Genomic DNA, 18,409 nt, shown 5'->3' with positions numbered 1-18,409 from the left:
GAGGCTCCAACTCCCGAATAGGATGGAGCCATGACAAGCCAGACGACGAACAATTTCTTGCCGGAAGCCCGCGCCCGGGCGGTGCGGAACCGAGCCCCGTGCCGGGCCCCGGCCAGTCGGCGTCAGTCCCTGTCGCGGTAGCCTTGTCGAGAAATCCTTACAAATGTGAGGATTTCGGCATTTGCTGCGCGCCTGGGACCATAATCCTCACGATCGTCAGGATTATGTTGCCGGAGGCCGGCGCTTTTGCTAAAATCCGCATGATCGTGAGGATTCATGCGCATCAAACTCTCCAAGGCGAGCGACATCGGCCCATTGGTCCGGGCCGTCCGTAAGGCCCAGAAAATGCGCCAGGACGATACCGCGGGCGCTGTCGGCGTGAGCGAGAACTTCCTGAGCAAGATCGAGCACGGTGCCGACAAGGCCCAATGGAACAAGCTGTTCCAGGTCCTGCAGGGCCTCGGGATCCACGTCGTCTTGGACCTGCCCGAGGAAGCCCGGTCATACCTGCCGAAGGGCACGGAGCAGAGTTGATGGCCGCCCGGACGCTCGTCGCCTCCATCAACGGTCAACCGGTCGGCGAATTGGGCGAGGTCGCGGGCCTCTGGTCGTTCACCTACGTCGAAAGCTGGCTCGAGAATGCGCAGCGCTACCCGCTGAGCCCACACCTGGCCCTACGCGCTGAGCCCCATATCGATGGCGGCAGCAACCGACCCGTGCAGTGGTTCTTCGACAATCTCCTCCCCGAGGAAGCGCAGCGCACACTCCTCGCCACCGACGCCAAAATCGACGCTGCCGATGCCTTCGGCTTGCTCGCCTACTACGGCGCCGAGTCTGCCGGCGCCCTGACCCTCCTGCCTCCCGAGGCGCAAGTACCCGCCGGCGGCTTGAGGCCGCTGCCCGACGCCGACCTCTCCGCCCGCATCAAGGCGCTTCCGAATGCCCCCCTCGGACGCCATGCCGTAAAGCGCATGTCGTTGGCCGGTGCACAGCACAAGCTCGCCGTCGTGATCGAGAACGGCGCACTCTTCGAGCCAATTGGTGCACAGCCATCGACCCACATCCTAAAGCCGGATCATCCAGACGAAGACTATCCCCACTCCGTCATCAACGAGTGGTTCTCGATGAGGCTCGCGCGCGCGCTCGGCCTCGAGGTTCCCGATGTAGAACGCCGCTACGTCCCCGAGCCCGTCTACCTGATCCGACGCTTTGACAGGCAACAGACCGCAGCCGAATGGCGGCGGCTGCACGCCATCGATGCCTGCCAGCTTCTCAATCTCGACCGCTCATTCAAATACGCGCGCGGCAGCGTCGAAACGCTCGCGGCACTGGCCGAACTCTGCCGCAGCCCGGCGCTTGCGCGCACCCGCCTCTTCAACTGGCTTGTCTTTAATGTGCTGCTCGGCAACGGAGACGCACACCTCAAGAACCTGAGCTTCCTCGTAACGTCCGCAGGTATTCAACCGGCACCCTTCTATGATCTGCTGAGCACAGCGATCTATGACTCGCGCCTCTATCAAAAACAGGGGTGGCCCGATGGGTCGACGCTTGCATGGCCAGTCATGGGAGCCGGTCGCTTTTCAGCGCTCAACCGTCCTATTCTTATCGACGCTGCACGCACACTTGGATTGCAGGCGGCCACCGCCGAGCGTTTGATCAGCAGGCAACATGGCCGCATCGTAGGAATCGCAGAGGAGATGCTCGCCGAAATAGAAGCAGGCAACGACGGTATCGTGACGCCTCAAGGCGAACAGCGCTGTCTCCGCGGCATCCTACACACCGTCATCCGCGAGATGGCCGGACGGCTCACGTGAGACCTTAGCCGTCGGGATTGTTTGATCGCGCGAACATGCGGGTCGTGCGCGAGTTGGAGGCGCTGATGGCCCGTCGTGGGAAGCCTGTCATGATCGTCAGCGACAACGGCACCGAATTCGTCAGCCATACCGTCCCGCGCTTCCGCGAGGCGACTCGGATCGAGTGGCACTACATCGCGCTGGGCAAGAATGCCTTCGCTGAGAGCTTGAACGGTCGGCTCCGCAACGAATGCATGAACGAGCATGTCTTCTCTTCGCTTGCCGAGGCGAGACGGATCATCGAGAACTGGCGGATCGACTACAACACCCTCCGCCCCCATTCGAGCCTCGGCGGCCTCGCGCCGTCGGTGTTCGCCAGCTGGCCCGATCAGTGCCAAATCACCGCCGGACCAAACTTATGACCGGCAGGAAAACGGGGAGCACGTCACCGGCAATCAACTTTTCCGATACCGCCATTCTCTCACGTCGCCCAGCCGCCGCTGATACCTGGTCCACCCGTTCGCCTTCAGGTACGCCGCGACCCGCATCTGGTCGAACTTGGTCCACCGCCCTGGCTCGATCCCGATCGCCTCGCGCAGGATCTCGCCAATCGAGACGTCGGTGAGCGGCGAGGCTCGCTCGACGGTCTCATCGCGCCAGTCGTCGAACCCGTTGTAGCCGCGATTCACGCGGCGGGTCTCGGTCGTGAGCCAGGCCTCGATGATGTCGTCCCAGGCATCGGACTGGTAGCGCGCTTCCTGCTCGGCGCTGGCAGCCGCAATGAGGGCGGGGTCGTCGAGCCACCAGATGGCGCCGGCATCGAAGCGGGCGACGGCCTCGGCCCAGAGCTGGGCGCGGTCGCGCGCCAGGGCGGCGAGATCGATGCGGCTGCAGCGCACGGGCCAGAAGCGGCGGTTGCCGGTCTCGTCGCGTAGGTAGGTGACCAACGCCCTCCACCCCGATCGTATGACCGCCGCCGAGCGTCTGGACACAGTCGCCGCGCTGCTTGCGGCCGGCATTGCGCGCGCGCTTGGAACCAGTGCTGAACCTGGCGAAGAGACCGCAGTTTGCCTGGACTTCTCGCGCCACGAGAGCGTGCATGCCGACGGCCGCAAGACCCGCGGTGACAAGAGGACGGCCTGATGCTCGACCCCAAGCAATATGACGATCCGACCATCACGGCGCGGGTCACCGCGCTGGAGACCACGCCGACGCCGGAGCTGAAGCGGCTCTGGCGCGAGCTCTTCCAGAAGGACGCCCCGCCGTTCAATCGACGCTACCTGATCAGCCGGCTCGCCTATCGCATCCAGGAGATCGCCTTCGGCGGGCTCCGCCCGGAAACGATCGTCCGCCTGGAACGGTTGGCCGAGGAGCATTGGGGGCCGATCGACGGCAAAACCACGGCAAAGCGGAAACCCGGCCGCGACGCCGACCGTCGCCCGATCGTCGGCACCAAGCTCATTCGGGAATGGCAGGGGGTGCAGCACACCGTGACGGTGCTGGTCGACGGCTTCGAATATCAGGGCCGACGCTATGCCTCGCTCTCGGCCATTGCCCGCACGATTGCTGGCAGCCGCTGGAACGGCTGGGTGTTCTTTGGGCTGAAGTCCTCGGCCACCAGCCAGGCGGCGATCGTGGAGGCGCGCTGATGGCGAGGGCGAAGACGGTCAGAACGGCCATCGAGCCGGCCAGTGGTCCGGCATACGAGCAGGATGGCAGGGCCCCGCGCCGACTGCGCTGCGCCATCTACACCCGCAAATCCTCCGAGGAGGGCCTGGAGCAGGAGTTCAATTCTCTCGACGCGCAGCGCGAGGCTTGCGAGGCCTATGTAGCCAGCCAGCGCGCCGAGGGCTGGGTTCTCCACCCGGCCTTTTACGACGACGGCGGCTTCTCAGGCGGCACGTTGGAGCGCCCCGGGCTGCGGCGCCTCATTGCCGACATTGAAACCGGCCTTGTCGACATCGTAGTCGTGTACAAAATCGACCGTCTCTCCCGCTCCCTGATGGACTTCGCCAAGCTCGTCGAGGCCTTCGACCGCAACGCCGTGACCTTCGTGTCAGTAACCCAGTCGTTCAACACCACGACGTCGATGGGGCGGCTGACCCTCAACATCCTCCTCTCCTTCGCCCAGTTCGAGCGCGAGGTGACCGCTGAACGCATCCGGGACAAGGTCCGCGCCAGCCGCCAGAAGGGCATCTGGATGGGTGGCTGGGCACCGCTCGGCTATCACGTCAAGGACCGCAAGCTGATCGTCCAAGAGACCGAAGCCGAACTGGTCCGGCGTATCTTCCGGCGCTTCCTCGAAACAGGCTCGGTCACGGTCCTGACCCGCGAGCTTCATGCCGAGGGACGCCTCACACAGCACGGCAAGCCGTTCCACAAGGGGCTTGTCTATCGGCTCCTGATCAACCGGGTCTATCTCGGCGAGGCCGTGCACAAGGGGCGGAGCTATCCGGGCGAGCACGCGGCCATCATCGATGCCGAGACCTTCGACCACGCGGCCTCGATCATGGCGACCCAACGCCGGACGCGGGCAGCGGAGACCCGCCGGGCAACGCCGGCGCCATTGAAGGGCCTGCTGTTCGGGCCGAACGGGGCGGCGATGACGCCGACCCACACCAAGAAGGGCGACCGGTTCTACCGCTACTACGTCTCGACCGACGTTCTGAAGGAGCGCGGCCGGCCGAGCTCCGCCGCGCCGACCCGGCTTCCTGCGGCTCAGGTCGAAGCTCTTGTCGTCGATCAACTCCGCGCCCTGGTGCGGGATCCCGCGCTCGCCGGCCGCGTCTCCGAGGAGCTGAAGGCTTCGCACCCCAAACTGAAACTCGCCGACATCGACGCGCAGCTGCGCAGCTTCGACGCAATGTGGGACCAGATCTTCCCGGCCGAGCAGGCGCGCATCCTTCACCTGCTCATTCAGCGTGTCGACTTCCGCGGTGATCGGATCGATGTGACGTGGCGCGGTCACGGGTTCTCGTCGCTCGTCCGCGATCTGGTCGCCGGCAACAACCGGGCGAAGGTGGCGGCATGACCAAGGCATCGGCTCCCGCCACCTTCACGGTGTCGGTTCCGATCGAGGTCCGCCGGCGCGGCGGGCAGAAGCTGGTCGTGCTGCCGGGCTCGGTCAAGCCGGCGTCGGGCAACATCGCGGCGCGGTCGGATCAGAAGGTGGTGCTGTCGCTCGCTCGGGCGCTGCGGTGGCAGCGGCAGCTTGATGTCGGGGTTCGGACGACGATGGGGGAGATTGCCGAGGTGGAGGGGCTGACCGCGTCCTATGTCGCCAGGATCATTCGCATGTTGTCTTACGCGCCGGCAATCATCGACGCGGTCGTGTGGACCGACAAATTTCGGGATTTGATTGTTGATGAGTTAGAGACGGCGCCGGAGGCGTTGTGGGATCGGCAGTTGAAAAAGGCAAAACATGTGGAGTAGGTCCCTGCAAAATTCCCAAATCGAACGGTTTTCGCGCCGACCAAGTGGGGTCTGCTTTGTGCCAGAAGTGGTCTCGGCCACTTACTTCAGAGCGAACCCGCCTCCAAAACCCAAAACCCCCAGCCGATACAATCTGGCCGCCTTCGACCGTATGTTGACAGGCCGCCGGTAAAAATGTTCTGCAACTTTTGGACGTTGTTGTGCTGTGATCGGAGTTTTAAGATGTATGACGTGATCTACCTCACCGGCGCCCCGGCGGCGGGAAAGAGTTCCGCGGCCAAGCGACTCGCCGAGCGCGTTCCGGGTCTCGAGGTTTGGGAGTTTGGTGAGCGCCTCACTGCCTATCTGCGGCGGCGGCTGGGACCGGATCTTGCTCAAACCGATCTCCGGGAGAAGTCGGGTCGAATTGCAACACCGGAGGACGTAGCCGCAGTAGATAGGAGCCTCATCGGGTTCGTTTCCGAAACTCGGTTGAGGGCCCCCGTGCTCATCGACAGCCATCCAGTCACCAAGGAAACGTTTGGATATCGGGTCACCCCGTTCGGGATCGAGGGGCTCCAGCAGCTAAAGCCGACGCAGGTGTGGATGTTGTATACCGACCCGAACGTGGCGGTAGGACGCATCGAGCGAGATCCCCAAGGGCGGCCGTTGATAACGGTCGAGGAGGCGCGGATGCACACGCACCTGCAAGCCTCTGTCGCTTGCACATACGGCGTCCTTGCGGGCGTACCGGTCCACTTCTTCGATGCCTCGCGTTCGCCGGAGGAAATAGACCTGGAGCTTGAAAGCAGAATTGGCCGGCGTCCGACGGCCTGAGTGGCTAGTGGCATATCCGCCGCGTCTTCCTAGGAACCCTCAGGCGCAAACGGATTAGACGATCGCGCCAATGGAACGATGCACCGCCGTTCGATAGTTTGTCTTCGTCAGGGGATGCCGAGATGACCACCAACGAGATAAGGCCCGTCGGAGAGCGGAGGGCGCAGCAATTTCTCTGCTGGACGAGGATGCAGGCCGAGGCGGGCCAGCCGCTGGAACGCATCCTCGCGAGGAAGGACAATGAACGCATGGCCAGCGGAGGGCATTTCTTTTGGGGAGTCGGCAATGCCCCGTCCCGGCTCGTGCCCGTACTGGCGCGCCTCGGACGCACAGTCCCGGCGCTCTTCTCCGTCATGAAGTCGAGGCCTAAGGCCCGTGACACGGATCCGAGTGGACTACTCGCTTGGCGCCGTTACGTCGACGCCCACGGCGCCGTCCGCGAAATGCCCGAGTGGAGCATTGTCACCAGCCGAAAGGAAACGCCGGGTGGAGTGAAGGACAGGCACTATGCACTCGTGTGCAAGTCCGCGGAGCCTCTGCTTGCAACCGCTGGCGGCGTCTTTGAGCCTGGCTGCTATCGGAACGTCGGACCTGCAGGTGGTCCGATCGGTGCTTCGCAAGTCACCGCACTTCTTGAACCAGCTCCAGAGCCTTTGCCATCGGCTCGGTATACGATCGATGTCTCGGCCATGTTGGTGTCCGGCCTCTGGGTGAAGTTGCTCGATCCCATCGAAATTCCGAATTCGCTCCGGTCCGAGCTCAATGCTATGTCCGGAGACGCCACCCCAGGGGCCTGGCTTTCGCTCGCCCGGGCCGTCCGGCGGGGCGAAGTGAGTGACAGAAAGATGCCGGACCAGTTCGAACTCGGTACGCAATCGGCGCCGAGCACCGCGATGTTGAACTAGGAGATAATCCGCTGGTGGACGAGACGGCCAAATCGCTGCGCAAGAAGCTGACTGGCGCCGGCATCAGCGAGGCCGCGATCAACGCAGCTTGGCCAGCGTGGTGGAGCGAAGCCGCTGCCTCCTCCCCATCGGCGCAAGCCGAACTGCGCTTCACCCTCGCGAGGCGGCTCGGACTGGCGCCTAAGCCGCTGCTCGGTGAGCGGGTCGAGTTCGTCTGGAAGGAGAATGCACGCTACAAGCACCTTGCCGACCTTGAGAACGATCAGCAAGGGGCGCTCGCGTCGTTTGGCGTTGCCGTGAGCCAGCATCTGGCGGCGGCCGCGGGCCGAGCCTATGACCTCTCCGGCGTCACCGCGCCGCGTCTACGCGAGATGCTGCTCAGGAACTCTCAGTTCATTACCCTCGCGAACCTCTTGGCATTTAGTTGGGGCGCCGGTGTACCTGTCGCGCATCTGAAGGTGTTTCCGCTTCCTGCAAAATCGATGCACGCGATGGCGGTCCGCAACGGCGGGCGCCAAGCCATCCTTCTCGGACGCGACGCAAGCTATCCAGCCCCGGTGGCATTCACTCTCGCCCACGAGATCGGACACGTCGTCCTCGGCCACGTCGGCGAGCGCGGGGCCCTCGTGGATCTTGAAGACCCGGCTTTGGGAGACGATGGAGATCCCGACGAAATCGCCGCAGACGAGTTCGCGCTGGAGCTCCTAACGGGTTCGCCTCACCCGGAAATCGAGTGGAACATCGACGACTTTAACGGCGCGGAGCTGGCGGACGCCGTCTTGCGGGCCGGCCCCGATCGTCGAATCGAGCCAGGTACGCTCGCTCTTTGTGTTGGCTACAAAAGCGGACGTTGGAAGTCCGCCATGTCCGCCCTAAGCCGCATCTACCCGCAAAAGAAGCCCGTCTGGATGGAAGTCAACCGGCTTGCGGACAAGGAACTGAAATGGGACTCGCTGTCCCAAGAGCAGGAGGAGTACTTGAGACTAGTGCTCGGGCTTGACGTATGAGCGGCACAGTGCTGGACAATGACGTTCTACTGAAGACGGCAGCCTGGTCGCTGGCCGCCGAAGTGCCGGCAGTCCTGAAAGACCGAGGCGGACCCAGCGTCCTCGCGGTGACCGCGATCGTCGTGTCTCGGCAGCTCCAGCGGTCAAAGCGGATTGTCAATAAGGATGCCGCTGCAGCCGCTCTCTCAGCTATGCTTGCTTCCTGCTTATGTCTCGAACCCACAAAGGAAGAGATGGAGCTTGCAGCAGGCCTTGAGACTTTTGCCCAGGAGCGAGGGGTACCCCTCGACAGCGGAGAGAGCCTGATCGCCGCTGTTGCGGCTTCGCGGGCTTCGGCTTCGCTCCTGACCGGCGACAAGAGAGCCATCGAGGCACTAGAAGACGTCAGCAACGCGCTGGGGCTGACGGCACAGCTTGCGGGCAAAGTCGTCTGCCTTGAACAGTTGATGGCCTCTATAGGACTGCTCCGTCATCCTGTCGAGCTTCAGACGCTGGTCTGCGCCGAGGTGGGAGTCGACGGCGCGATGGGAATGGCTTTCCGCTGCAGGTCAAAGGCCGAAGTGGACGCGGAGGCGTTGTTCGAGGCCCTAAGGAGCTACATCGACTATCTGCGAAGCAGAGCTCCGATGCTGCTGTTGCCCGGGTACTTCATCTAGGCGGCACCCCTTACGAAAACGGCGTACGGCTTTTCAAGCTCGGCTACGAGGCTGATAGACGCCTCGCGGTTCGGGACCTCGTTCGACAACTCCGGGGCATCAGTCACCGTTAGGCAAGCCTTGTCGACCCGCCCCTTGATGTATCGGTTGCCAGATCGTCCTCGACAGTTCCCGATGGCAACGGCGGTCTGCGCAAGCGGGAGCATGAGCTCTGCGTGACGCAAGTTTTTGAGGACCAGCGCGTATCTCGAACCCTTAACGGAAACTCCATGCGGCACGGGCCGCCAATGAATTCCGTCGATGGAATATTCGGTCGCGAGCGTGGGCTCCGCGAAATGCTTCGAGTTCATCGCCTCCATCACCAGTACAATCGGTTCGTTGCGCTCCGCGAAACCTTCTGCGAAGGGTTGGACCATGGTCCGCGGGTGACACGTACCGCCACCGTAGCCCCACATCGCGATGCCGGCCTCGTCGATCTCCTTCTGTTTTCGGGCGATAATGTCCTCAAGGGTCTCCCCCGCATGAGTCCCGACCTTCATGTAGATCAAGGGCCTGCCGGGCTTGATAATCGCATTCATCTAGGCTCCTCCAGAAATTCAAATTCGTATTCGTTTTCGTTGGCGTTCCCATAATCCAGTCGTTTGCGTTCCCGAACGTAACGGACCCGGGGTACAGTTGACCGACCATAAAAATTCTGAAGGCGGTTAGGGTCCGTAATGCTTCTGCTCTCGACTGTCCGGGCCTCACCCGGGAGCGCCGCAATCTCTAAATTGCACGACTTCAGCTCAGGAGCATCATCAAGATGATAGCCGTGCATCCGGGGCATCATCCGAGAAACGTAGTGCCCGCGCTCAAGCGCGAAAGACTGCGTACTTGCAAGTACTTGCTTGGGCCATTCTAACTCTTCGTCGTCAGCGATGACTATAAGGCCGCGCCCAGCATAACCGGTAGATTCCATCCCGCGTTCGACGAATACATGAACGCTCTCGCCGTTGTTGCTCGCGCCCCACGGCGGGTTAGTATAAAAGCAATCATATTGCCCCAGAGCAGGGAATTCGTCCAGGCAGTTGTAGAGGACGGCGTCGATGTGAGCGAGCCGCTCCTTATCAGCAAAGCGTTTTACAGCCTGGACAATTCGCTCATCGAAGTCAAATACAGTTATCTGGCTCGGACCATATTCGACAGTCCCGCGTTCTTTCAAATATGCGACGCAGACACTGATGGCATCACCATCGCCGATGAAGGCCAGCCGCTTGCCATCGGCCCACGCGGCGACAAACTCGCTCTGCAAAACCATGTCGCCGGCCTTCATGTAAATTTGGTCGAACTGGCGGATTGGGCGCGGCCTGTTCTGGACCACATCTGAGATCGCGTTGATCGCCTCCCTGAGGTCGATGTGCTTGGGCATGAATGATCCCCCCGAGCGAATAGATACCATTTCACAATAAATACAGATTCCCGTCAAACGCGAAAGAGACGCACACCAGAATCGCAGGGTGGTTTCCCTGCCCGCTGGTTCGCAAGGCGTATCCGGTGGAAGCATCCGCTTAGGGCTAGAGTCCGCCGTGGGCTCCTCTGGTCTTAACAGCGCGAGGATTGTTGAATTGGGGCGGTGCCTCTCGATCGTATGGCAGCTCCAAATCGGCTGCCGCCAAAAAAAGACCGGTCGGCAGGCTCTCTCCGTCGCCTATCACTGCATGTCGCGACTCTTCGCCGCCCTCGCTCTCGCCCACAGCAATGGCTGGCACGCCCGGAGGCCGCGCTCTATCGATCGCCGTTGATCTCCTCCTTTTCGACGGCTGGGACCCTGAGACCATCGACGCCGACCAGCGCCGAGACCTCCTGGAGATCGTCGCTGACCGTCACGAGGCTCGGTCCATCATCAGCACCAGTCAGGTGCCAGTCGGCCAACGGTATGGAAATCCGCGGCAGTTGCACCCTCGCCAACGCCGTGCTCGACCGCCTCGTCCACAACGCCTACCGCATTGAATTCGCAGGCCAGAGCCCTCGAGAGAAGCGCCCTCTGGAGCAGTCGCCGGCCAGGGCTTGACCAGCCCGACCATTCATCGAACATTCAATCCGGGCCGACGAAAACACGACGCAAGATAGCTGGCCTAAAATCGGAACGCATGGCAGGCTTTTTCGGAAGCCGTAAGCTCAATGTGGGAGCGACGTGCGCATGTCTACGGACCGGGACCCAGGAGCATCTTGCAAAAGAGGCGCGGCGGACTTTCCGCTTCTATCTGCGGATAAGGCGCTGGACCATGCGTGGCGCTATTTCGCCTTGCATGCCCAGCAGCGGATTTCGGTGTTCAACTTCTTCATCGTTCTGTCGGGCATTTTGGCGACGGGCATAGGCGCTGGCTTCCAGGCGGGAAAGCCCATGGCTCCAGTTGTTGCGATCCTTGGTGCGCTGCTGGCGCTATTCTCATTCGCTTTCTATAAGATGGACAGACGAGGATCAGAACTAGGCCGTGTTGACAAAGTGCCTGATCCACAGCCGGATGGCGCCGATGAGCGCGAAGCCGAGGTAGCTGGCGGAGGTTTTGTCGTAACGGGTCGCGATCCTACGGTCGTTCTTGAGTCGGTTGAAGCAGCGTTCGATCCGGTTGCGCAGGGCGTAGACGAAACCGTCGACGGGGAGCCGCGCGAGACGGTTGCGCTTCATGGGGATGACCGGCTCTGCCCCGCGCGCCAGCAGGTCGTCGCGGATGGCATCGCTGTCGTATCCCTTGTCGGCGATCAGCACCTTCGGCTCCGGCCCCGGCTGATCCATCACCGGGCCGAAGCCCTTGGCGTCGGGTGCCTCGCCGGGTGTCAGGACGAGGGCGACGGGGAGCCCGAGACCGTTCGCGCGGAGGTGGATCTTGGTCGTGAGGCCACCACGAGAACGGCCGATATCGTGGTGCGAAGGGCTTGAAGCGAATCCCCTTTTTTCGCGCCCGCCGAGTGCTGGTGGGCGCGGACGATGGTGCTGTCGATCATCTGGACGCTGGCCTGACCCTCGTCGCTCTCGTTGAGCGCCTCGAGGATGACGTCCCAAAGACCGGCCAGGGTCCAGCGTCGGAACTGGCGATAGACCCTGGTCCACTTGGGAAAGCTCGCATCGAGGTCACGCCACGGGGCACCTGTGCGGGCGATCCAGAAGACGGCGTCGAGGATCGCTCGGTGATCCTGCGGAGGTCTGCCGCTGCGCGCCCCCTCGCGAACCAGAAACGGCGCGAAAATCGCCCATTCCTCATCCGTCATCCGACCTCGAACCACGACCGCTCTCCCGCAAAGAGCAGCCTTGAATCAGACCGAAGGCGATTTGGGAATCCCCTTTGTCAACACGACCTAGTGAAGCTGGCGGAGGCCGCACTGATTTTGGGCGAGAGCACCTATCTTCCCGATTTCGCACGCATCGTTGCGGTAGAAGCAAAGAGCCGACTTCCATCGACCATTCCGCCGAAGACTTGGTCATTTGGTCAATCTTTTAGACTCATATTCTGGGTCATGGGCCTGGCGGGCGTTGGTGCGAGCATGTTTTCGCTTTTTCGAGTGCTGACGTGACCTCGGGTTGAAGTTTGCCAGCCTCGAGCTTAATTGACTGATGTGCACACTCAAAACTCAGCAAGGCAAATCGTCACCTAGATGTACTAACTGCGCTACTCTTATCGTTATCTGAGATCGAGAGCCTATATAGTTCCATATGGCGACGCTGGATTACCGTCGACGGCAAGTATTGGCTCCCGCATCATTTCTGCAGTCCAATGTTGTTTGTAAATCTCTTAAGCTACGAATTCCCGTAAAACTACAGTGCAGCGCGGGGAGTTCGGCGACGAATCGGCAACGAACCACTCCGCCGTCGCCCTTTGAGATTTCGCCGCATTCTTCTGCTGTCCCTGTCGGAAGCACCTACGAAGCGGCGCCGCTTGCACGCCCGACATCGTTGTTGTTGACGGACACGCAACCAGAGCTCATGATATAGTATCGAAGGCAAACAGTAAGCCGATCGGTCGCACTCCGATTCGGAGGAATTCGCGACCCCAATGAACTATAAGACCGCGGACGACATATTGGAGGAGGCGAAGCGGCGCGGTATGCGCCGCGCCTTCATCGTGACCGCGCTGCTTCTCGAAATGAGGGCGATCAGGGCGCATCTCACCGACATGGGGTCTGTGCTCGGGAAGCGCGGCACAATTTACGAGTGCGGCTGCTTCACTGACCGCGGCCAAGAATGGTTGATCGTCGTCGCTGAAACGGGCGCGGGTACCCACCCAGCACATAGCATCGTGAGTGATGCGCACGTCGTATTCAGTAAATTCGAAGTGATGCTTCTGGTCGGCATCGGTGGGTCGCGAAAGGATGATGCGCCTTTGGGCACGGTCGTCGCCTCCGATAAGGTTTACTGGACATATGGCGGAAAAGCCGGAGAAGAATTCACTTTCCGGCCGAGTGCATTTCTGTCTGATTTCAATCTGGTCGGGATCGCAAGAAAAGTTCGAGCAGACGAGGAATGGCCGACTCGTATTCGTCCCTTTCGCGGCGCTTCCTTGCCAGCGCCGGAGGATTACCCGGTCGATTTCCCTCCTATAGGTTTGGTCGCCCCGATCGCCTCGATTGAAGCGGTGCTCGATAGCGTCGAGAGCGAGCTCGAAGCGCAAATCGCAAAAGGCTACGGCGATACCCACGTCGTCGAGATGGAGGGCTATGGCGCAGTATACGCTGCCACGGCTGAGCGGACGCCCAGTATCGTCATCCGCGGCGTCTCAGATATGCGGCAGAAGAAGTCGGCGGGAAGCGACAAGCTTCTGCAGCCGATAGCCGCCTGCCACGCGGCCGCCTTCGCGTTCGAGATGCTGAGCCATTTCGGCCAGCTCTATCCAGCGCCCGAGCAGCGAGACGGGGCTCCGCCCGCCTTTCCGCTACTTTCCCCGTCGCCGGAGACGAAAACTGCGGCACCGTCTCCAACGGCCGCGTCCGAGCCCGCGTCGGTTTCAAGCCGTCCTGCGCAGAACCGCATCGCCGTCGTCCTCAACCTGTCGGTCGACTTCGGAACCGAGGACGGCGAACGCATCGCGCGCCTGCAGGATTCGCTGCGCGCGATCGGGTCAAACCAGCGCATCGAGATCGTCAGTGTCGAGGCGGGCTCTCTCCGCCTGTTCGTCGCCGACCCCGACGCGGCGCTGGTTCGCACCGGGATCGATAGGCTACGCGAAGGGCTCGCCGAGCGCGAGGATGCCGAACTCATCGGAATGCTGCTGTATGCCGACTACGAGCGGCTCGCCGGCATCCGCGCCGCCTTCGCGTCTGCGTCGACCGAGCTCTTGGCCTGGCCCGCCACCTTGCCGGGTGGCGAGACGATTGAACGGCCGGAACTCGGCCAATTACGCATGCGTATAGAGGACCACAATACCTCGATCACGGCGCTCCTCGGCGAGCCTGGCGCCGGCAAGTCCGCGCTGCTGGCGACTATCGCCAAGGCCTACAGCGCCCGGGGATGGCCGGTACTCGCGATCAAGGCCGATCTTCTCGACGCGGACATCGCTAGCGAGGACGACCTACAGGCCCGTCTCGGCTTCGACGCTTCGCCGAGCGAGCTCATCGCCGCGCTCGCGGCCTATGGGCCGGTGCTCATCATCATCGATCAGCTCGACGCACTGGCGCAGCACCTCGATATGCGGACCGGGCGGCTGAGCATATTGCTCAACCTCATCCGCAAGCTTGGCGGGCGGGACAATGTCCACATCGTGCTCTCGTCGCGCACCTTCGAGTTCCAACATGATGTGCGTCTTAGAACCGTCGCCGCTGAAGGGCTTATCCTGCAGCTTCCTGCCTGGAGCGATGTCGTCGCGCTGCTCGAAGCGAGCGGTGTAGATGCCGGCGCTTGGCCGGCTGACGCACGGGACGTGCTGCGGCGGCCTCAGGCGCTCGCCATCTATCTCCAGCTTTCGACCCGCTTTCAGTCGGAGCCTTTCGCCAGCTACCAGGCGATGCTCGAACAGCTTTGGTCCGAGCGCGTGCTGGTCGGCCAGACGGCGGCAGCGCGCGAGCAGCTTGCCTCCGACCTCGCCGACCAGATGGCGACGCACGAGAGCCTTTGGCTGCCCGCCGCCCGCTTCGCCAATCGGAATCCTCTGCTGCGTGCGCTCCAAGGCGCTGGCGTGCTGGCGGTGCTCGACGGATCGGTCGGCTTCTCTCACCAGACGCTGTTCGAGTTCGCGTTAGCCCGCAACTTCGCACGCGAGGCCGGCCGACTGTCCGCGTTTGTGCTTGGACGGCAGAGCTCATTGTTCATTCGCCCAAAACTATGGGCCAGTCTCACCTATCTGCGCGCCGTCGATATTGCCGTCTATCACGAGGAGATCGAAACGATCTGGCGCACGGTCGACCTCCGGCTCCATCTTCGAGTCCTGCTGATCGACTTCCTCGGCGCGCAGCCAAAGCCTACCGATCGCGAAGCCGTGCTAATGGCCGAGATCCTCGGCAACGACGCGCTGCGTCTGCGCGGTTACAGTGCGCTGAGTGGAAGCCCAGGCTGGTTCGCGCGGTTCAAGCGTAGCTTCATCCTCGATGCGATGATCCAGTCGGAGACCGCCAACCATCAGATCAACATCCTGTCGCACGCGATAACGTTCGATCCCGAGGGCGTGCTCGCGCTCGCCAAGGAATGCTGGCTGCCCGATCCCGCCCATGACAGCCGCCTCTGGTGGTTGTTCCAGGCGGTCATCAACTGGACCGACGAAACGCTCGAAATCGCCGCCAAGGTCATTGGGCGCGCCAACCTCGCGCCGAGGATGATCGACCATCTCGCCGGCACGATCGGCATTGAGCAACCTGCCATCGCGCTCAAGATCGTGCTCGCGCGGCTGCGCCGCGATCTCGCCGACGCTGTAGGAGCCGCCCACGCCCGCGCCACAAAGCCGCGTCCGGCCTTCGCAGCGCCCAATGAGGAGATGGCGTGGCGAATGCGCCAAGATCCGCGCGAGCCGGTCAAGCAGCTGATCGAACGCGGCGACGAATGGGACAGCCTGCCGGCGCTCGCCGAGCAGGCTCCCCAGGCTTTCCTCAACATCCTTTGGCCCTGGTACCGCGACGTGTTTGACGCACTCGCCCGCTTCGCCGAGCCGCACGAGATGCCCTTAGTCTATGCGCTTACCTACGAAGCCGATTTCCGCTTCGAGGACGAGGCGCACATCGATCTTCCCGAGCACGCCCTGCTGGGCGCGCTCAGGATCGCAGTCGAGCAGCTTGCCGAAACCGACCCGGACGCCTTCGCGCGGTGGGCGGCGGCCAACTACGATGTTCCGCTCGCGCCCGTTCAGCGCCTTGTCGCGCATGGGATCGCGCATCAGCCCAAACAGCTCGCGACGCTAGGGCTGGACTTCATCCTCGGCGACGAGCGGCGCTACCATCTCGGCTCGATCCACGATCTCCACGGGACCGCCAAGGCACTGATCGCCGCAGCCGCTCCGCATTGGAGCGAGACTGAGACCGCGCGCTTCGAATCGGCCGTGCGGAGCTACGCCCCGCCAGCACCTCCCGAGATAGCCGATCCCAAGAGCCGCATGAACTGGCGCCATTTTAACCGTCGTACTCAGCTAGAGTTGCTTCGCTCGCTGCCGATACACCGCCTGTCGGCAGCAGCGCGGCGCCAGGTCGCCGAGGAAGCGCGGCGCTACGGCAGCGGAAGTTCTGGCCCAGCCTTCACCGGCGCACAATACATCGGTTCTGTAATGGAAGCCGACGCGATGGCAAAGGCAAACGATGTCGACATTGTACACGCATTCGACGAACTACCTGACGAAACCGGATGGAATCATCCGCGCAGATGGATGGCGGGCGGCAACATACAGCTCGCACGCGCCTTCTCGACCTTTGCGAAGAGCCATCCTGAGCGGGCCATCAGCATCCTTGCCGCGCTGAACAAGGACAATGGCACGCGTGCGGCGGCCTACACGCTGGACACGCTCTCCGAAGGCGCTGAGCCCGCGTTGGTCATGGACCTGCTCCGCGATGTCGTCGAGCGCGGATTCGATGGGACCGAATTCCGCCATTCCGCCGCGCGGGCGCTGGACCGCCTTGCGCAGCGCGGCGCATCGATCGACGATAAGCTGCTCGACTTGCTGGAAACTTGGCTCGACTCGAGCCCGCCCGAAACCGACAAGGGCGAGGAGGAGACGGCCCACGGCACTGGCATACTTGGAAATGTGGACGAAACCCGATCCCATGCTGCCGCCGGTGACAAGGCCGAAGCCGACGACGGCGAAAGCCTACTCTGGGGCTACGGTGGGTTCGGCTTCGTCCCGGGCGGCGCCTATCCCGTCGTAGAGGCGCTGGTTCAGCTTCGGCTCCGACGGAACGAGCCCGATGCGGCGCTCGCGGCACTCAGCGCCTATCTCGACCGCAACCAAAGCCTTGAGGAATGGCGTTCACTCGCACACCTCCTACCCTATTTGCACCGCGCCGACGCCACCCGCATTGATGCGTTCCTGGAAGCCTTGTTCGAGAAGGTGCCCGGCCTCATCGGAACCCGGCTCGCGGCGCGGTTTCTCGCGCAAAGCCGTGTGCAGCATCCCGCCCTCGTAGAGCGGCATCTCGCCGACTGGCGCGACGCGCCGTCGCGCCTTGCACGGCAAGCCTATGGCGAGATCGTCGCTTTGGCTGCGCTCCTGAATCCGGAGATTGCCTGGGGCACGCTTCGGCTTGACGCAATCCTCGCTGATGAAGATGCAGCCGATGCACGAACTGGCGCGGCTTTGTCGACGGCGCATGTGTTCGCCGACCGCGGCCGGCGAGCCGAGGCCTCCGCCTTGCTTACACGCCTGCTGAAGTCCGGCGAGCCCGGGGTCTGGCGATCGGTCTTCGACATATTCCGGATTGTTGACGAGCTGACCCCCGACGAGGGCACCATCGGGCTGCTTCAAGCGATCGCCGACTGCCTCCATCAAGCTCCGCAGGTCGATCCCACCTTCGTCGTCGAACGGCTTGCGAGCCTTTTACCGCATCATGCCGTGCTGGTGGGCACGATTGCGCAGCGTCTCGTTAAAATGTGGCAAACGGAGCTCGGCAACGTTCAGAGCGCGACCGCGATCGCGACGTCGCAGCTCCTCGACCTAGCCATCACGCTCCATCGGTTGGGACCGGAGACGCGCGAGATCGGAACTTCCCTTCTAGAACAGTTGATAGCCACTAATGCTTTAGAAGCGCGACAACTGCTTGAAGAGATCGATAATCGTTTCCGCAATTCCGCTCAGTCAGCGACGCGTCCAAGGCTATTGCGACGGTCCGGGCGAGCACCGCGCCGTAGTGCCCGGCGGCGCGGGTCAGCTGACGATTGATCGTCGGATTTTTTCCGTCGACGGAACACGGATCCCTTCTCCACAGGCTTCACCGGGACACCAAAGAAGGCCGTGGCGGCGGAGCAAAGCTGCCACGGGCCACGGCGGAGGGTTGCAACAACACGATCGCAGGCTCCGCTTTCGATCAGAACCCGCGGTTGGCATTTCCCGAGCCTCATCAAGCGCGAGTTTGGCTCGGAAGCTCGTTCGCTCGACCGAAAACTAATCGTATCGAGACAAAGCTCACCATTCTCGGAATTGGTTGGTTTCCGCCAATTTCCGAGCTGTGTACTAAGGATCAGAGGTTCACAGGCTCGGAGAACTGAGTCCTTGCACGGAGAAACGAGCCTCGACCAGACAGATCACCGGTACACAGCCTTGGGTCATATACTTCGGAGTTAACGAAGTTTTTTGCCCGTCTTATTGGGCAGAGCATTTGTCCTTGAGTCGACTGGCGGAGGGAGCCAACCTGGCAAC

Annotated in this window: 15 protein-coding genes and 1 pseudogene; 12 read left to right on the top strand and 4 right to left on the bottom strand. The window is 62.4% G+C overall.

The genetic code is table 11. The features are described from left to right. Nucleotides 1-276: 276 nt before the first annotated feature. The 3 genes and pseudogenes from ABB55_RS14345 to ABB55_RS14335 all read left to right on the top strand — a co-directional run. Entirely contained in the window at nt 277-534 is a 258-nt protein-coding gene (locus tag ABB55_RS14345) for a helix-turn-helix domain-containing protein (RefSeq protein WP_054359411.1), read from the top strand. Further along, nucleotides 534-1,814, top strand: coding sequence for a HipA domain-containing protein (locus ABB55_RS14340; RefSeq protein WP_054359410.1), 1,281 nt, complete (start codon nt 534-536; stop codon nt 1,812-1,814). Before ABB55_RS14345 ends, ABB55_RS14340 begins: the two co-directional genes overlap by 1 nt. A 38-nt stretch (nt 1,815-1,852) precedes the next feature. Continuing rightward, nucleotides 1,853-2,215, top strand: a pseudogene (locus tag ABB55_RS14335) (integrase core domain-containing protein); the annotation flags it as partial. A 33-nt stretch (nt 2,216-2,248) separates the two neighbouring features. Here ABB55_RS14335 and ABB55_RS14330 read toward each other — a convergent pair. Next, entirely contained in the window at nt 2,249-2,740 is a 492-nt protein-coding gene (locus ABB55_RS14330; RefSeq protein WP_054359409.1) for a VapE domain-containing protein, read from the bottom strand. Here ABB55_RS14330 and ABB55_RS30625 point away from each other — a divergent pair. From ABB55_RS30625 to ABB55_RS14295, 8 genes are all read left to right on the top strand, one after another. Beyond that, nucleotides 2,733-2,936, top strand: a complete 204-nt coding sequence (locus ABB55_RS30625) for a hypothetical protein (RefSeq protein WP_200912147.1) — start codon at nt 2,733-2,735, stop codon at nt 2,934-2,936. The genes ABB55_RS14330 and ABB55_RS30625 overlap by 8 nt on opposite strands. Then, the gene (locus ABB55_RS14325; protein WP_054359408.1) at nt 2,936-3,442 is read left to right on the top strand and encodes a DUF2924 domain-containing protein; all 507 of its coding nucleotides are present in this window, start codon (nt 2,936-2,938) and stop codon (nt 3,440-3,442) included. The genes ABB55_RS30625 and ABB55_RS14325 overlap by 1 nt, the downstream gene beginning before the upstream one ends. Continuing rightward, the gene (locus tag ABB55_RS14320) at nt 3,442-4,824 is read left to right on the top strand and encodes a recombinase family protein (RefSeq protein ID WP_083463624.1); all 1,383 of its coding nucleotides are present in this window, start codon (nt 3,442-3,444) and stop codon (nt 4,822-4,824) included. The genes ABB55_RS14325 and ABB55_RS14320 overlap by 1 nt, the downstream gene beginning before the upstream one ends. After that, nucleotides 4,821-5,225 (top strand): hypothetical protein, encoded by a 405-nt coding sequence (locus ABB55_RS14315; protein WP_054359407.1) that lies wholly within the window; start codon nt 4,821-4,823, stop codon nt 5,223-5,225. The genes ABB55_RS14320 and ABB55_RS14315 overlap by 4 nt, the downstream gene beginning before the upstream one ends. Before the next feature lie 222 nt (nt 5,226-5,447). Further along, nucleotides 5,448-6,041: an ATP-binding protein gene (locus ABB55_RS14310; RefSeq protein WP_054359406.1), complete on the top strand. Its 594-nt coding sequence runs from the start codon at nt 5,448-5,450 to the stop codon at nt 6,039-6,041. A gap of 122 nt (nt 6,042-6,163) precedes the next feature. Continuing rightward, nucleotides 6,164-6,946, top strand: a complete 783-nt coding sequence (locus ABB55_RS29815) for a hypothetical protein (protein WP_152982059.1) — start codon at nt 6,164-6,166, stop codon at nt 6,944-6,946. Between the two features lie 14 nt (nt 6,947-6,960). Beyond that, nucleotides 6,961-7,953, top strand: a complete 993-nt coding sequence (locus ABB55_RS14300; RefSeq protein WP_054359404.1) for an ImmA/IrrE family metallo-endopeptidase — start codon at nt 6,961-6,963, stop codon at nt 7,951-7,953. Beyond that, nucleotides 7,950-8,609, top strand: coding sequence for a hypothetical protein (locus ABB55_RS14295; protein WP_160321241.1), 660 nt, complete (start codon nt 7,950-7,952; stop codon nt 8,607-8,609). The genes ABB55_RS14300 and ABB55_RS14295 overlap by 4 nt, the downstream gene beginning before the upstream one ends. Here the strand turns inward: ABB55_RS14295 and ABB55_RS14290 are convergent. From ABB55_RS14290 to ABB55_RS28995, 3 genes are all read right to left on the bottom strand, one after another. Continuing rightward, complete coding sequence (locus tag ABB55_RS14290) at nt 8,606-9,187, bottom strand: hypothetical protein (RefSeq protein WP_054359402.1); 582 nt, start codon at nt 9,185-9,187, stop codon at nt 8,606-8,608. The two genes, ABB55_RS14295 and ABB55_RS14290, sit on opposite strands and share 4 nt — an antisense overlap. Continuing rightward, nucleotides 9,184-10,017, bottom strand: coding sequence for a bis-aminopropyl spermidine synthase family protein (locus tag ABB55_RS14285; RefSeq protein WP_054359401.1), 834 nt, complete (start codon nt 10,015-10,017; stop codon nt 9,184-9,186). The genes ABB55_RS14290 and ABB55_RS14285 overlap by 4 nt, the downstream gene beginning before the upstream one ends. 1,059 nt (nt 10,018-11,076) lie before the next feature. Then, nucleotides 11,077-11,858 (bottom strand): IS5 family transposase gene (locus tag ABB55_RS28995; RefSeq protein WP_420848231.1). Its coding sequence is split into 2 segments (ribosomal slippage): nt 11,077-11,534 and nt 11,534-11,858, totalling 783 coding nucleotides; the frame shifts between segments, so codons are not numbered across the junction. A 782-nt stretch (nt 11,859-12,640) separates the two neighbouring features. On the opposite strand from ABB55_RS28995, the gene ABB55_RS14270 reads away from it, so the two are divergent. Beyond that, nucleotides 12,641-17,932, top strand: coding sequence for a phosphorylase family protein (locus ABB55_RS14270; protein WP_054359398.1), 5,292 nt, complete (start codon nt 12,641-12,643; stop codon nt 17,930-17,932). The last annotated feature ends 477 nt before the right edge of the window (nt 17,933-18,409 follow it).

Origin of the sequence: Prosthecodimorpha hirschii, assembly GCF_001305515.1 — a bacterium.
Taxonomy (GTDB): domain Bacteria; phylum Pseudomonadota; class Alphaproteobacteria; order Rhizobiales; family Ancalomicrobiaceae; genus Prosthecodimorpha; species Prosthecodimorpha hirschii.
This window is presented reverse-complemented; position numbering and strand designations above follow the sequence as displayed.